The following is a 14,696-nucleotide window of genomic DNA, read 5'->3' on the forward strand; positions in this document are numbered from 1 at the left end:
TAAACATTCAATCGGACTATTTCAATTCGAAAGTTACTTTTTCCGTGCTTCCATTTCCAGATACCTCCAGGGTGTATTTTCCTTTGGGCAGGTACGTTTTGCCATCTCCCGCTTCCTTCAGCTCCATTTTGTTTTTCTTTAGAAATGCAGATTTTCCTGCTTTGGAAAAGGCTACGTCATAAGACAGCACGTTAAAACCTTTATTGGCTTGTATTTGAGCCTGACTCACCTCTATACCGTCATCGGTCAATACTTTGGAGGTAAAATCACCCGCTTTGGCTGTATAAAATGTAAGGTCTATACCTGGGGTGCTGGGTTTGGACCACGAGCTCCACGAATTGCCCCATCTTCCGGAATGGTTGATATCCTCAACCTTGAACACCACAAGATTTTTGTTGAGATCGCTGGCCTTTATTTGCTGTAAGTGAGCAATATCGGCCTTATATATACTCCGACCATGGGTGCCCACCAATAAATGCTTCGCCTTTGCCTGGATTTTTAAATCGTGCACCGCAACCTTTGGAAGTCCTTCTGAGAAAGCCTCCCAAGTTGCTCCTTGGTCAAAAGAAACATAAACCCCGTTGTCTGTTCCTACAAACAATACATTTTCATTGGTTGGGTCCTCAATAATGACATTAACAGGAGATACCGGAATATTATTTGCAATGTTTTTCCAAGTCTTCCCGTAATCGTTGCTCATATAAACATAAGGGGTAAAATCATCCCATCGGTATCCGTTCAAGGTGACATATACCCTTTCCTTTTTGTGTTGTGAGGCCACCACTCGGCTCACCCAAAGTTCAGCGGGTTTGTTATTGCCGGTCGGGTTTAAAAGCTCCCAGCTGTTGCCACCATTTTGTGTTACTTGAACAAGGCCGTCATCACTACCTGTATAGATCAATCCAAATTTAAAGGGAGATTCAGAAATAGTCGCTAACGTACCATAAGCTACGTTGCCTTCTTTTCCGCCATTGGTCAGGTCTCCAGAAATGGTTGCCCAATCATCGCCTTGGTTCATGGATCTGTGTAATTTGTTCCCTCCCAGATATAAGATATCCTGGTTATGGGAAGAGAGTAAAATTGGGGTTTGCCAATTAAAACGATATGGGGTTTCTCCCAATTCGTGCTTGGGTTGAATATACGTTTGTTTGTCCTTTTCCAAATCCAATCTATAGTAGTTTCCGAACTGATATCCGGTATAGACTATGTTGTGGTTCCTGGAGTCGATCTGCACCTGCATCCCATCTCCGCCCATAATCGATTTCCAAGGATATTGTCCATTCTGGTGCCACTCTGTGTTTTCCTCGGAATTATGGGCACCTACCCAAACGCCATTGTCCTGAAGTCCGCCATATACATTATACGGTTCCTCATTGTCCACATTGATGTAGTAAAACTGTCCTACGGATGGGGTATTGTTCTTGATCCAATGGGCGCCATCGTCATAGGAGATATTGACTCCCCCATCATTACCGTTCACAATATGGCCGGACATATTTGGGTCGATCCAAATTGAATGGTGGTCAGAATGCACGTTGTCCCCATTGATGGAAGTATATGTTTTTCCACCATCATCGGACTTAATAATAGGAACACCTGCCAAATACACCTTATCCTTATTATTGGGATCAACGGCAATTTGAGCAAAATAATACCCGTAGCTATAAAATAGGTCGTCTATATATTTTTCGTTGCGCTTCTTCCAGGTTTTTCCTCCATCCTCACTTCTGTAAACTTCGGCGCCTACAACAGGCGTATCGAACAACATGGAATTTGCATCCTCCAAATAATTGGCGATATCTATGGGTTTTACTGTACCGCTTTCTACCAATTGCTTTACGTTATTGGCGCGGTATTTTTCTTGAAAACCATTGGTCTTTAAGAATTCATTTAATTTTTTGTCTTCCAATTTTAAGAAGGTTTCTACGCTCATGGTTTTAAAATCCTCTTTGGTCAGGCCTTCTGACTTCTTTTCGGATGCACCTGTTTTTTCACGTCTAAACTGACTGTCATGAACGGCGTAAACCGTGTTTTCATCAAAGACGGCCAAGCCTATTCTACCAACACCGTCTCCGGTTGGGAATCCGCTTTGGGGAGTGGAAACCTTATTCCAAGTGGTCCCTCCGTCCGTACTTTTATAAATTCCGGACCCATTACCATTACCGATAAAATCCCATGCCTTTCTATCCTTTTCCCAAGATGCAGCATATTGGATGTTGAAATTATTGGGAGCCATGGCCACGTCTATGATCCCCGCATCCTTTGAAACAAAAAGGGTTTTGTTCCAAGTTTTGCCACCGTCAGTGGTTTTAAAGACACCTCGTTCCTCGTTTGGCGAGTACAGATGTCCGGTAACACCAACCACCACCTCGTTTGGATTGGACGGGTTTAAGATTATTCTTCCGATATGGTGGGAGTCCTCCAGACCCATTTGTTGCCATGATTTGCCCTTGTCCGTGGATTTTAAAATTCCAATCCCCGCGTAGGAAGATCGGGATGCGTTATTTTCCCCGGTACCTACCCATATAGTTCCGGTCTTCCAATCAACGGCAATATCCCCCACATTCTGGGTCATACTATTGTCCATGACCGGGGTAAAAGATGTGCCATTGTTATTGGTGTACCATAATCCACCAGACGCATAGCCTACGTAAAATTCTGTTGGGTTGCTAGGGTTGACATCAATATCAACTACACGGCCGCTCATGATGGAGGGGCCAATATTTTTGAACGGAATATTTTTCACCAATGAACTGGCGTCCATTGACTCCTTTTGCTGGAGGGCTTTTTGGATTTCAGCCTTTTGGGTTGGGGCTATTTGAGCGGATCCAATTACTGTGGATACCAAGATAACTGATAAGAATAATTTTTTCATTGAAGTAAAATGAGTTAGAGAATAGGGGGTAAGTTAAGCAATTTGTTCCATTGCCAAAAGTGTTTGTACAATGGGGTAATTGTGATGGGTCCAAGCGGAGCATTGTATAAATAAAAGTTAAAGAAATTTAATTACTGGCCGCTTTTTTTTGATTGGATATTGATTTCGCTACTTTTGGGAAATTCGAAAAATTTATGGAAAACCTAAAATAAAGAAGCTGTAAAAAACACTTGTTTTTGAGGGCTCCATGTAATAAGAAATTAATCAAAATCAACAGATGAAATACGATCTAATTCCCAATTCATTATTTATTAAAAACCGCAAAAAGTTTATGGCTCAAATGAAGCCTAAGAGCATTGCTGTTTTCAATTCCAATGATGTATACCCTATAGGTGCAGATAGTACCTTGGCCTTTGAGCAACATCGGGATATTTTTTACCTAAGTGGTGCGGACCAGGAAGAAACCAGATTGCTTCTTTTTCCGGATGCCATGGATAAAAAGCACAGGGAAATACTGTTCGTGACCGAAACCAATGATCATATTGCGGTATGGGAAGGTGAAAAACTGACCAAGGAGAAGGCTACTGAAGTTTCGGGGATAGAAACTGTTTATTGGTTGAGTGATTTCGACAAGATATTCTTTGACCTCATGACAGAGGCAGACACTATTTATTTCAACACCAATGAGCATTACAGACAAGCTGTTGTCACCGAAACACGGGAAGACCGCTTTATTAAGAAATGTAAGGCAGATTTCCCAGCCCACCAATGGGCAAAGAGCAATCCCATTTTGCAGGAGATCAGAGGTATTAAGGAGCCAGAAGAATTGGATATAATGCAGACGGCCTGCAATATCACCGAGAAAGGCTTTAGGAGATTGTTGGGGTTTGTAAAACCTGGTGTCTGGGAGTACGAGATAGAGGCGGAGCTGATGCATGAGTTTTTGAGGAATAAATCCAAGGGCTTTGCTTACACTCCTATTATTGCTTCTGGGAACAATGCCAATGTGCTGCACTATGTGGTCAATAACCAACAGTGTAAGGATGGGGATTTGTTGTTGATGGATGTTGCGGCGGAATATGCCAATTATTCAAGTGATCTCAGTAGGACTATCCCGGTAAATGGAAAGTTTACAGCACGTCAGAAAGCAGTTTATGAAGCTGTGCTCAGGGTGAAAAATGATGCAACCAAAATGTTGGTGCCTGGAACAATCTGGGCAGAATACCACAAAGAGGTGGGGAAAATGATGACCTCGGAACTTCTGGGCTTGGGCTTGCTGGACAAGGCCGATGTGCAAAATGAAAATAAGGACTGGCCAGCGTACAAAAAGTATTTTATGCACGGTACCAGTCACCATATTGGGCTCAACACCCATGATTATGGACTATTAAAGACCCCAATGAAGGCAAACATGGTCTTTACGGTAGAACCTGGAATTTATATTCCTAAAGAAGGTTTTGGAATTCGTTTGGAAGATGATGTGGTGATCCAGGAAAAGGGAGAACCTTTCAATTTAATGGGCAATATCCCGATTGAAGTTGAGGAAATTGAATCGTTGATGAATCAATAATGCCTAAGTTCCGAGATTGGTTCTCAAAATGGCAATAAACAATATCTTAAAAAAGTGGGGCTTTAAACAGCCCCACTTTTTTTATCTAACTTAATGATTCCCTATTGTTTTTTGGAGACTTTGGTTCAAGAAGATTCGCAATTATAAAAGTTGCAAAAGCGGGCAATACCCATCCTAGGCTGTAATCGCTCAAAGGAATAAAAGGGTTTATCTTTTCCATGTAGTTCCCAAGGCTTATGCTGTTCATGAAATCGGGGATACTAAAAATGATAGTCATTACAATTACCGCCCTAAAAACAAAGGTCGTCGCCCATTTCTCCGGTGCCACGTTCAATAAGATCAGTACTATGGTAATTGGGTAGATGAACATAAGGGCCGGCAAGGCCACTGCAATAATGTAAGCTACATCAAACTGTCCCATAAGGACACCCAACAGACATCCGATAACGGCTGTGATGGTAAAGGCCAATTGTGATTCCTTAAAGCGTGATTTTATGAAGTCGGCCGTACCAGTTACTATTCCTACCGCCGTAGTAAAACAAGCCAAACTAACCAAAAGACTTAAAAACAGATTGGCAGTACTGCCGAGGGTATTTGTGCTTATGCCGGTCAGTAAGGCGACCCTTGTAATTTGCGGATCAAACCTGTCAAACATCAGGGCACCAGATAGAATAAGCCCTGCGTAGATTAAAAAGAGGGCCAAGCCGGCCAACCATCCTGCACGGCGGATAAGACTTCTTTTCTCAGCATAAGAACCCGTACTTTTTAGATTGATGGAAACAATGATCACTCCTCCCACCACCACGGCGCCAATGGCATCAAAAGTCTGGTAACCTTCGAGGATGGCATCGGTAAAAGGACTTTTAAATTGGGAAACCCCAAAATTGAAATCTTCAAAAAATAGGGTTGTGCCTGTGATCAACAATAGGATTAATATAATGGCCGGGGTCAGTATTTTGCCTAAAATATCCAATAGTTTGGATCGGTTTATCACAAAAAGAAAGACCAGAGCAAAGTATATAATACTGGTAAGGAGATAGGGGGTTTCAAAAAAAGGTTGAATAGCGATCTCATGGGTCACCGAAGCTGTCCTTGGGGACGGCAAACCAATGGAAATAGCGTATATAATAAGGGAATAGACCAAGCTGAATGTTGGGGACACTTTTTTACCAAAATCGAAGATGGTTCCCTGTAGTTTTGCGTGTGCCAAAATTCCCATGATGGGGATAAGCACTGCGGAGATGCAAAACCCAAGGGTCACCAACCACCATAGATCTCCAGATTTAAAACCCAATAATGGAGGTAATATTAAATTTCCCGCACCAAAAAACAAGGAAAAAAGGGCAAAGGCGGTGATTAGGGTTTCTTTGGTCTTATTCATATTTGGCAAAAAAAATCGAGCGAAAGATAATGGAAAATCACTTACGGCAAAACGTGTATTTCATCGGACAAAAATAAGGGGGGTCGAGAAAAAGAGTTGCGTTCATCGAAAAAAGTAAAAAAAACATCCAATTCACCCAATATTAACGTATCTAATAGCGTTGTTAAATTAAAGCAGTTCAATGAGTTGCTATTACCCCGAAGAAACCTAGTCTAACTTTTGCATTTAAGGTCCCCAAACCGAACCAATGCGCACCTAAAAACCTACATTATGAAAAAAGTATTTTCTAACTACGGCACAAAGCTCAGCTCCTTTTGCTGCGGCATTTTTGGACATCACTACGCGGTATCAAAAAGAGTTACCTTTCACATTAAAGAGTACAAATGTATCCACTGTCAAAAGGAAGTGACTACGGATGTTAGTGGCAATCTTTCTAGTTTGACCCCTGAACGCCAGGATATCAATAATACCCTTGAACATTTATATCAGAAAAAACATAGGACTACCACGCAACAAGTTGCCTAATTAGTCATTGGAAAATGAATTCCAGCCCTGAGCGGTTAATGGAATTTTTGAATTATTCCTGGAGATTAAATGTGCCCCTTCGTTTTGATCTGTCATGTGCCCCACGACGGTTAAATTGGGATTGCCTTTTATTTTCAGGAATTCTTTTTGGTCTATAGTGAACAGTAGCTCGTAGTCCTCGCCTCCGCTGAGCGCTACCAAGGTGCTGTCTATATTAAATTCTTCACAGGCAGCTATTACCGTTGGATCTAAAGGAATCTTGTCTTCGAACAAATTACACCCAACCCCACTCTGTTTGCATAAATGCAATATTTCTGATGATAGTCCGTCACTGATGTCGATCATAGAGGTAGGTTTCACATCCAGTGTCTTTAATAGTTCTACAATATCCCTTCTTGCTTCTGGTTTTAATTGACGCTCCACAATATAGGTATACATGGAAAGGTCCGGGTTGCTGTTTGGGTTCACTTTAAAAACCTCCTTTTCACGCTCCAAGACCTGAAGTCCGCAATAAGCGGCTCCCAAATCTCCAGAAACCACCAGTAGGTCGTTGGGTCTTGCGCCGTTTCTATAGGTGATATCTTCTTCTTTTGACTCGCCAATTGCTGTGATGCTGATCAACATCCCCTTGGTAGAGGAAGTAGTGTCGCCCCCTACAACATCTACATTGTAGATTTCCGCGGCCAATTCCACGCCGCTATAAAATTCCTCGAGAGCTTCCAATGGAAAACGGTTGGAAACGGCTATAGAAACCGTAACCTGGGTCGCTTTGGCATTCATGGCATAAATATCGGATAGGTTCACCATCACGGATTTATAACCTAAATGTTTTAGCGGCATATAACTGAGGTCAAAATGGACCCCTTCAATCAATAAATCGGTGGAAATAACTGCCTTATTTTCCTTAAAGTCCAAAACCGCAGCATCATCGCCGATACCTTTAATGGAGGATTCATTTTTAAGGGTAAAATTTTTGGTCAAATGTTCTATCAAACCAAATTCCCCCAAAGACTCCAAAGATGTATTTTCTGTATTTTTATTTTCAAGCATGCTGCAAAAATAAGAAGGATATGTCTGATTAATACATAAATGGAATTTAATTTCCTGGATGACGGACAATAATTGTACATTGCTAAATTCTAAAATTGTAATACTATGAAAAAAGTTATTTTTGCGCTGGCTATATTAGCTTTCTCGACCTTTTCATTGGTTTCTTGTAGAGAGACCAAAGAAAAAACAATTGTTATTGAAAAAGAGGTAAAAGAAGAAGCGAAAGAAGAAAAGGGCATCCTTGAAAGAGCAGGAGAAAAGGCGGACAAAGAAGTAAATGAAGAAATCGATAAAAAAATTGAAGAAATCGGAGACGATAACTAAGATAGGCTAGTTCGCCCGAGTGTAATTTCCAATGAAAAAACCGACAAATTGTTCCTGGAACTTTTTGTTGGTTTTTTTTGTGGTTATGCGAATATTTAATTTCTTTAAAATTCATCGAACATAGGAAAAGCCTATACCTAAATACGTTATATTAATGTTAGGAAGTATGGGAAAACCCTACTTATACCTTATATTTGTAAATTATTTAGAATAAATCCAATTAGATATGATTAAAGTATCGGAAACAGCCAAACATAGAGTGGTCTCCCTAATGACGGAGAGCGGCTATAATGCGGAAAAAGATTATGTCCGTGTGGGTGTAAAAAGCGGAGGTTGCAGTGGACTTTCCTACGACCTTAGTTTTGACAATAAAATTGAAGAGTCAGATAAAATGTTTGAGGATAACGCGGTTAAGATCATTGTGGACAAAAAGAGTTTTTTGTACCTAGTGGGCACTACCTTGGAATACTCAGGCGGACTAAACGGGAAAGGGTTTGTGTTCAACAACCCAAATGCGCAGAGGACCTGTGGATGTGGCGAGAGCTTTTCATTGTAACAGGAACTTATCGAATAAAGAATAATATGTAAAATCCCTTTTGGGAGTAAAGTTGCTAATATGGCATATACAGAGGAAGAATTAAAGAAGGAGCTGGAGACCAAAGAATATGAATATGGTTTTTACACAGATATAGAATCGGATACCTTTCCAAATGGTCTTAACGAAGATATTGTTATGGCTATTTCCAAAAAGAAGGAAGAGCCACAATGGATGACAGATTGGCGATTGGAAGCTTTCCGTGTCTGGAAGGAAATGATAGAGCCGGAATGGGCCAATGTAAATTATACCAAGCCAGATTTTCAGGCTATTTCCTATTATTCAGCACCAAACAAGAAGCCAAAGTACGATAGCATTGATGAGGTAGATCCAGAATTGTTGGAGACCTTTAAAAAGTTGGGGATCTCTTTGGACGAACAAAAGAAATTGGCAGGTGTAGCCGTGGATATCGTGATGGATTCGGTTTCTGTAGCAACAACTTTTAAAAAGACATTGGCGGAAAAAGGAATTATTTTCTGTTCTATTTCCGAAGCCATACAAGAGCATCCTGAATTAGTGCGCAAACATTTGGGCACTGTGGTGCCTCAGAAAGACAATTTTTATGCAGCTCTAAATTCAGCGGTATTTTCTGATGGATCTTTCTGTTACATTCCAAAAGGAGTTCGCTGCCCAATGGAACTGTCCACTTACTTTAGGATCAACCAAGCAGGGACAGGACAGTTCGAAAGGACTTTGGTAATTGCAGACGAAGGCAGTTATGTAAGTTATTTGGAAGGGTGTACCGCACCGTCCAGAGATGAAAATCAATTGCATGCAGCCGTGGTGGAACTTATTGCCCTGGATAATGCAGAGATAAAATATTCAACAGTTCAAAACTGGTACCCTGGAAACAAAGAGGGTAAAGGCGGAGTGTACAACTTTGTTACCAAGAGAGGGATTTGTGAAAAGAACGCCAAGATATCTTGGACACAGGTAGAGACTGGGTCCGCAGTAACTTGGAAATATCCTTCCTGTATTCTTAAAGGAGATAATTCCATAGGTGAATTTTATTCTATTGCTGTGACCAATAACTATCAGCAGGCAGACACAGGTACTAAAATGATCCACTTGGGCAAGAACACAAGGAGTACCATTATATCCAAGGGTATTTCTGCCGGAAAATCACAGAACAGCTACAGAGGGTTGGTACAGATAAATAGCAGGGCAGAAAATGCCAGGAATTTTTCACAGTGCGATTCCCTATTGATGGGCAACGAATGTGGGGCTCATACGTTCCCATATATTGAAGTAAAAAATAAAACTGCACAGATAGAACATGAGGCTACTACGAGTAAGATCGGGGAAGACCAAATTTTCTATTGCAACCAAAGGGGAATAAATACGGAAAAGGCCATTGCCCTAATTGTAAACGGCTTTAGCAAAGAAGTATTGAACAAGCTGCCCATGGAGTTTGCTGTAGAGGCACAAAAACTATTGGAAATCAGTTTAGAGGGGTCTGTAGGATAACCGACGACCATACACAATAAGAGTAAGTTACTATATATAAAAAATTGAACATGCTTAAAATCAACAACCTACATGCAAGTGTAGAAGACAAGGAGATACTTAATGGGATTAACCTGGAAGTAAAGGCAGGAGAGGTGCATGCCATCATGGGACCCAACGGTTCTGGGAAGAGTACTTTGGCTTCGGTGATAGCCGGAAAAGAAGAATTTGAAGTGACTGAGGGTTCAGTGGAATTGGAAGGTGAGAATATGGAAGATATGTCACCGGAAGAAAGGGCCCACAAAGGGATTTTCCTTTCGTTCCAATATCCTGTGGAAATACCAGGTGTGTCCGTGACCAACTTTATGAAAACGGCCATCAATGAATCCCGCAAAGCAAAAGGTCAGGCAGATATGCCCGCCAATCAAATGTTGAAGTTGATCCGTGAGAAATCTGAACTTTTGGAAATCGATCGTAAATTTTTATCCAGATCCTTGAATGAAGGATTTTCTGGAGGTGAGAAGAAGCGAAATGAAATTTTTCAAATGGCCATGTTGGAGCCAAAATTGGCCATCTTGGATGAAACTGATTCCGGATTGGATATCGATGCCCTTCGTATCGTTGCCAATGGGGTGAACAAATTAAAAAGCAAGGACAACGCGGTAATCGTGATTACCCACTACCAACGTTTGTTGGATTATATAGTGCCAGATTTTGTACATGTATTGCACAATGGTAAAATTGTAAAGTCCGGTGGCAAGGAATTGGCATTGGAGCTGGAAGAAAAAGGATACGACTGGTTGAAACCGGAAACTGCAGTATAATTGGAGTGAACAGCACAGGTTTGTGGGCATGACCAACAAAAATGTGTTGAGAACTGAAAATTGAAAAAAATGGATTTAAAAGAGAAATTGGTTTCTTCCTTTATGGCTTTTGAGAACAATGTAGATGTGGACCATCCGGTACACGACATCCGTTCGGAGGCCATTAAGAATTTTGAAACTAAAGGATTCCCTACCAAAAAAGAGGAAGCTTGGAAATATACATCTTTGAACAGCCTGCTGAAGGTAGATTTCAGTGTGTTTCCTAAAAAAGAGACTTCCTTGGAATATAAGGATGTAAAAAGATATTTTTTACATGAGATAGATAGTTATAAGATTGTTTTTGTCGATGGGGTGTACAGCTCTTATCTATCAGAGACAACCCATGACGGAGTGGATATCTGTTTGATGAGTTCTGCATTGAACAAACCGACCTACAAGGCGGTAATCGATGTGTATTTCAATAAAATAGCTTCTAAAGATGAGTCTTTGACTACGTTGAATACAGCCTTTAGTAAAGAAGGGGCGTATATCTATATCCCAAAAAACAAGGTGCCCAAAAAGCCGATAGAGATCATTCACTTTTCTACTGGTAATGAGGCGGCCATGATGTTGCAGCCCCGCAGCTTGATTGTAGCGGAGGAAAATGCCGAATTACAGGTTATTGAGCGCCATCAAAGTCTAACTACCAATGAGGTGTTTACCAATTCTGTGACCGAAATCTTCGCGGCCAAAAGCGCCAATGTAGATTACTACAAGGTGCAGAACGATAGCGCTTCGGCTTCTTTGATAGACAATACGTATATAGACCAGAAAGATAAAAGTGTGGTAAGGGTGCATACGTTCTCCTTTGGAGGAAAATTGACCCGTAACAACCTTAACTTTTACCAGAATGGAGAATATATAGATTCTATCATGAAAGGGGTAACCATTTTGGGGGATAAACAACACGTGGACCACCACACCTTAGTGCACCATATTGAACCTAACTGTGAGAGTCACCAGGATTACAAGGGGATTTACGGCGATAATTCTACAGGGGTCTTTAATGGAAAGATCATTGTGAATAAAATAGCCCAAAAGACCAACGCATTTCAGCAGAACAACAATATTTTGGTCAGTGATAAGGCTACCATCAACACCAAACCACAATTGGAAATTTTTGCAGATGATGTAAAATGTTCCCACGGTTGTACCATTGGTCAGTTAGATGCAGACGCCTTGTTTTACTTGCAGTCTAGGGGTATCCCTATGAAGGAGGCAAGGGCCTTGTTAATGTATGCTTTTGCCAATAATGTATTGTCCAGTGTGCGTATTCCAGAACTAAAAACAAGAATCAATAAGTTGATCGCCAACAAATTGGGGGTTAATTTAGGTTTCGATCTATAAACTCGTAGTATACCGAGTACTTTAACCTAAAAGGGGCCAATTGGCCCCTTTTTTAATGATTTCCGTTTTGAGTTTTAATTAAGGAATACTCATATTTTTGGTATTATTTTAACGAATGTTCAACTTGGTTTAATGGACATATAGTCAAATAGTTGTTACCTTTGTAACTATGGAATTAGCTATGATGGACGTACTTAAAATCCGAAAAGACTTCCCTATTCTACAGCGGGAAGTGAATGGAAAACCTTTGGTGTATTTAGACAATGCTGCCACTTCACAAACTCCCCAACAGGTGATAGATGTGATCGTGGATTACTACAGCAGGTACAATGCCAATATCCATAGAGGGGTGCATACGCTGTCCCAAGAAGCTACAGATGTTTACGAGCAATCCAGACAAAAAATACAACAGCATTTTAATGCCGCCCATCCCTACGAGATCATATTCACCTCAGGTACTACCCATGCCATTAATTTAGTGGCCAATGGCTTTGCCTCCCTTCTTAATAAAGGAGATGAAATTATGGTATCCGCGTTGGAGCACCACTCCAATATAGTGCCATGGCAGATGCTGTGTGAACGCACAGGAGCCATATTAAGGGTAATTCCGATGGATCTTAATGGGGAGTTGATGATGGAAGAATATCATAAACTGCTAACCAATAAAACAAAACTTGTCTTCTGTAACCACGTGTCTAACGCCTTGGGAACCGTAAACCCAATTGTGGAAATCATTAATGCTGCACATAATGTAGGAGCCGCTGTTCTGATTGATGGAGCACAGGCAGCACCACATATTAAAGCTGACGTTCAGGAGTTGGATGTAGATTTCTATGTGGTATCTGCCCATAAATTATGCGGACCTACCGGGGTTGGCATGTTATACGGAAAAGAGGAATGGTTAAAAAAATTACCACCATATCAAGGTGGAGGGGAAATGATTGCTGAGGTAAGCTTTGAAAAGACCACCTATGCAGATCTGCCCCATAAATTTGAAGCAGGTACGCCAAATATCTGTGGCGGGATAGCTTTTGGAGCTGCCTTGGATTATATGAATGGGATAGGTTTTGAAGCTATTGCTGCTTATGAGCATGAGCTATTGGAATATGCCACGAAACAGCTTTTGGCCATTGAGGGCTTAAAGATTTATGGGGAGGCCAAAGAAAAGACAGCTGTGATTTCCTTTAATATAGAAGGAATCCATCCTTATGATATTGGCGCTATTTTGGACAAATTAGGGGTGGCTGTTAGAACCGGACATCATTGTGCACAACCCATCATGGATTTTTTCAAAATTCCAGGAACGGTTAGGGCCAGTTTTAGCTTTTATAATACCAAAGAAGAAGTAGATGTTTTAGTGGAAAGTGTAAAGCGCGCCAAAGCCATGTTACTTTAATTTTCGAGTTAATTTTAGGAAATGGGCAAAAGAGCCTCAAAAAAAGTCAATTTTTTTTGAGGCTCTTTTGTATGTTTAAACTTCACGGATTATCGATGAAATGCATCATTTAATCCGTGGCATTTTGTGAAAAATATTTAACAATATGTGAATGATATGTTAAATAATTATATATTAGGCATCGATAACTGAAAAAACCAACTCAAATTATGAAAAAAGTATTTTTAAGTTTTGCGGCCCTCGCAATGGTTCTAGTCTCCTGTGAGCAGGACCAAAATGATGCCAATCTTGACATTACTCAAGAAGTGCAGGTTGATATGAGCGATTTTACCTTATTGGTAGCAGATGATGATATCGCCGGGAAATCTGCCAATGCCGCAGACAAATGCCACTCCATGAAAAACTTGGAGTATCGCCTTCAAAAAAATCCAGGTCTCCAAAAGAAAATGTATGACATAGAATACCAGACCAGAAAAGCCATTGCCATGAAAAATGGTAACGGTAAGGGTAAGCCAGGCGGTGGTGGTGGCGGTGGAACTCCTCCCCCAATATATACCGGACCTGTTTCTATCCCGGTAGTGGTAAATATTATTGAGACAGTTGATGGGAATGTTACCCAGGCCCAGATCGATTCCCAAATAGCAATTCTTAACCAAGATTTTAACAACAACAACCCTAGAACAAGTAATGTGCCAAGTGAATTTGCAGGTTTGGTGGCTGATACTGATATCACCTTTACTTTGGCCAATGTGGTACGTAAAGTGGATACCAGAACTTCTTGGGGTACCAATGATGCCATGAAGCTTTCTTCACAAGGAGGGATCGATGCTACGGACACATCCAACTTTTTAAACATTTGGGTATGTGAAATAGGCGGCGGAATCTTAGGTTATGCCCAATTTCCTGGCGGATCTGCCACTACTGACGGAGTAGTGATAGGTACAGATTTCTTTGGTGAAACTGCTGCCGGAGGAATTTATGGTAAGGGGAGAACGGCCACTCACGAAGTGGGTCACTGGTTGAACCTTCGCCACATCTGGGGAGACGGTAGATGTAGACAAGATGATTTTGTAGCCGATACGCCTACTTCTGATGCACCAAACTACAACTGTCCATCTTACCCAACCGTAAATTGTCAATCAAATGATATGACCATGAACTATATGGATTACGTACAAGATGATTGTATGTATATGTTCTCCAATGGTCAAAACGATAGAATGAGAGCTTTGTTTGTACCTGGAGGAGCAAGGGAAGGTCTTGTTAATTAGTCAACCAACCTTTAATTAAAAAGGCGCCCAATGTGGCGCCTTTTTTTGTAATA

At 41.0% G+C, this 14,696-nt stretch carries 12 protein-coding genes; 9 read left to right on the forward strand and 3 right to left on the reverse strand.

Features of this window, described 5'->3' with window-relative positions:
• Positions 1-16 precede the first annotated feature (16 nt).
• Complete coding sequence (locus tag ABXZ32_RS05560) at positions 17-2,875, reverse strand: WD40/YVTN/BNR-like repeat-containing protein (protein WP_354617678.1); 2,859 nt, start codon at positions 2,873-2,875, stop codon at positions 17-19.
• A 277-nt stretch (positions 2,876-3,152) separates the two neighbouring features.
• On the opposite strand from ABXZ32_RS05560, the gene ABXZ32_RS05565 reads away from it, so the two are divergent.
• Entirely contained in the window at positions 3,153-4,445 is a 1,293-nt protein-coding gene (locus ABXZ32_RS05565) for an aminopeptidase P family protein (protein ID WP_354617679.1), read from the forward strand.
• Between the two features lie 85 nt (positions 4,446-4,530).
• Here the strand turns inward: ABXZ32_RS05565 and brnQ are convergent, their stop codons facing one another.
• Entirely contained in the window at positions 4,531-5,826 is a 1,296-nt protein-coding gene (gene brnQ, locus ABXZ32_RS05570; protein ID WP_354617680.1) for a branched-chain amino acid transport system II carrier protein, read from the reverse strand.
• A gap of 270 nt (positions 5,827-6,096) precedes the next feature.
• Here brnQ and ABXZ32_RS05575 point away from each other — a divergent pair, with 270 nt between their 5' ends.
• Positions 6,097-6,351 carry a hypothetical protein gene (locus ABXZ32_RS05575; RefSeq protein ID WP_354617681.1) on the forward strand — a complete coding sequence of 85 codons (255 nt, stop codon included), beginning with the start codon at positions 6,097-6,099 and terminating at the stop codon, positions 6,349-6,351.
• On the opposite strand, the gene thiL is transcribed toward ABXZ32_RS05575, so the two are convergent.
• Entirely contained in the window at positions 6,352-7,401 is a 1,050-nt protein-coding gene (gene thiL / locus ABXZ32_RS05580) for a thiamine-phosphate kinase (RefSeq protein WP_354617682.1), read from the reverse strand. It lies immediately after the preceding gene.
• Between the two features lie 105 nt (positions 7,402-7,506).
• Between thiL and ABXZ32_RS05585 the strand changes: the two genes are divergently transcribed.
• The 7 genes from ABXZ32_RS05585 (at position 7,507) to ABXZ32_RS05615 (ending at position 14,643) form a co-directional block, all read left to right on the forward strand.
• The gene (locus ABXZ32_RS05585; protein WP_354617683.1) at positions 7,507-7,725 is read left to right on the forward strand and encodes a hypothetical protein; all 219 of its coding nucleotides are present in this window, start codon (positions 7,507-7,509) and stop codon (positions 7,723-7,725) included.
• Positions 7,726-7,951: 226 nt separating this feature from the next.
• A complete protein-coding gene (locus tag ABXZ32_RS05590; protein ID WP_354617684.1) occupies positions 7,952-8,281 on the forward strand; it encodes a HesB/IscA family protein in 330 nt (109 codons plus the stop codon).
• A 60-nt stretch (positions 8,282-8,341) separates the two neighbouring features.
• On the forward strand, positions 8,342-9,787 hold the full coding sequence (gene sufB, locus ABXZ32_RS05595; protein WP_354617685.1) for a Fe-S cluster assembly protein SufB: 1,446 nt from the start codon (positions 8,342-8,344) through the stop codon (positions 9,785-9,787).
• A gap of 50 nt (positions 9,788-9,837) precedes the next feature.
• Positions 9,838-10,590 (forward strand): Fe-S cluster assembly ATPase SufC, encoded by a 753-nt coding sequence (gene sufC / locus ABXZ32_RS05600; protein WP_062056757.1) that lies wholly within the window; start codon positions 9,838-9,840, stop codon positions 10,588-10,590.
• A 69-nt stretch (positions 10,591-10,659) separates the two neighbouring features.
• Positions 10,660-11,976, forward strand: a complete 1,317-nt coding sequence (gene sufD, locus ABXZ32_RS05605) for a Fe-S cluster assembly protein SufD (protein ID WP_354617686.1) — start codon at positions 10,660-10,662, stop codon at positions 11,974-11,976.
• Positions 11,977-12,157: 181 nt separating this feature from the next.
• Positions 12,158-13,372, forward strand: coding sequence for an aminotransferase class V-fold PLP-dependent enzyme (locus ABXZ32_RS05610; protein ID WP_408016793.1), 1,215 nt, complete (start codon positions 12,158-12,160; stop codon positions 13,370-13,372).
• A gap of 209 nt (positions 13,373-13,581) precedes the next feature.
• Entirely contained in the window at positions 13,582-14,643 is a 1,062-nt protein-coding gene (locus ABXZ32_RS05615) for a zinc metalloprotease (protein WP_354617688.1), read from the forward strand.
• The last annotated feature ends 53 nt before the right edge of the window (positions 14,644-14,696 follow it).

Source organism: Sediminicola luteus (assembly GCF_040566555.1).
In the GTDB taxonomy this organism is placed as follows: domain Bacteria; phylum Bacteroidota; class Bacteroidia; order Flavobacteriales; family Flavobacteriaceae; genus Sediminicola.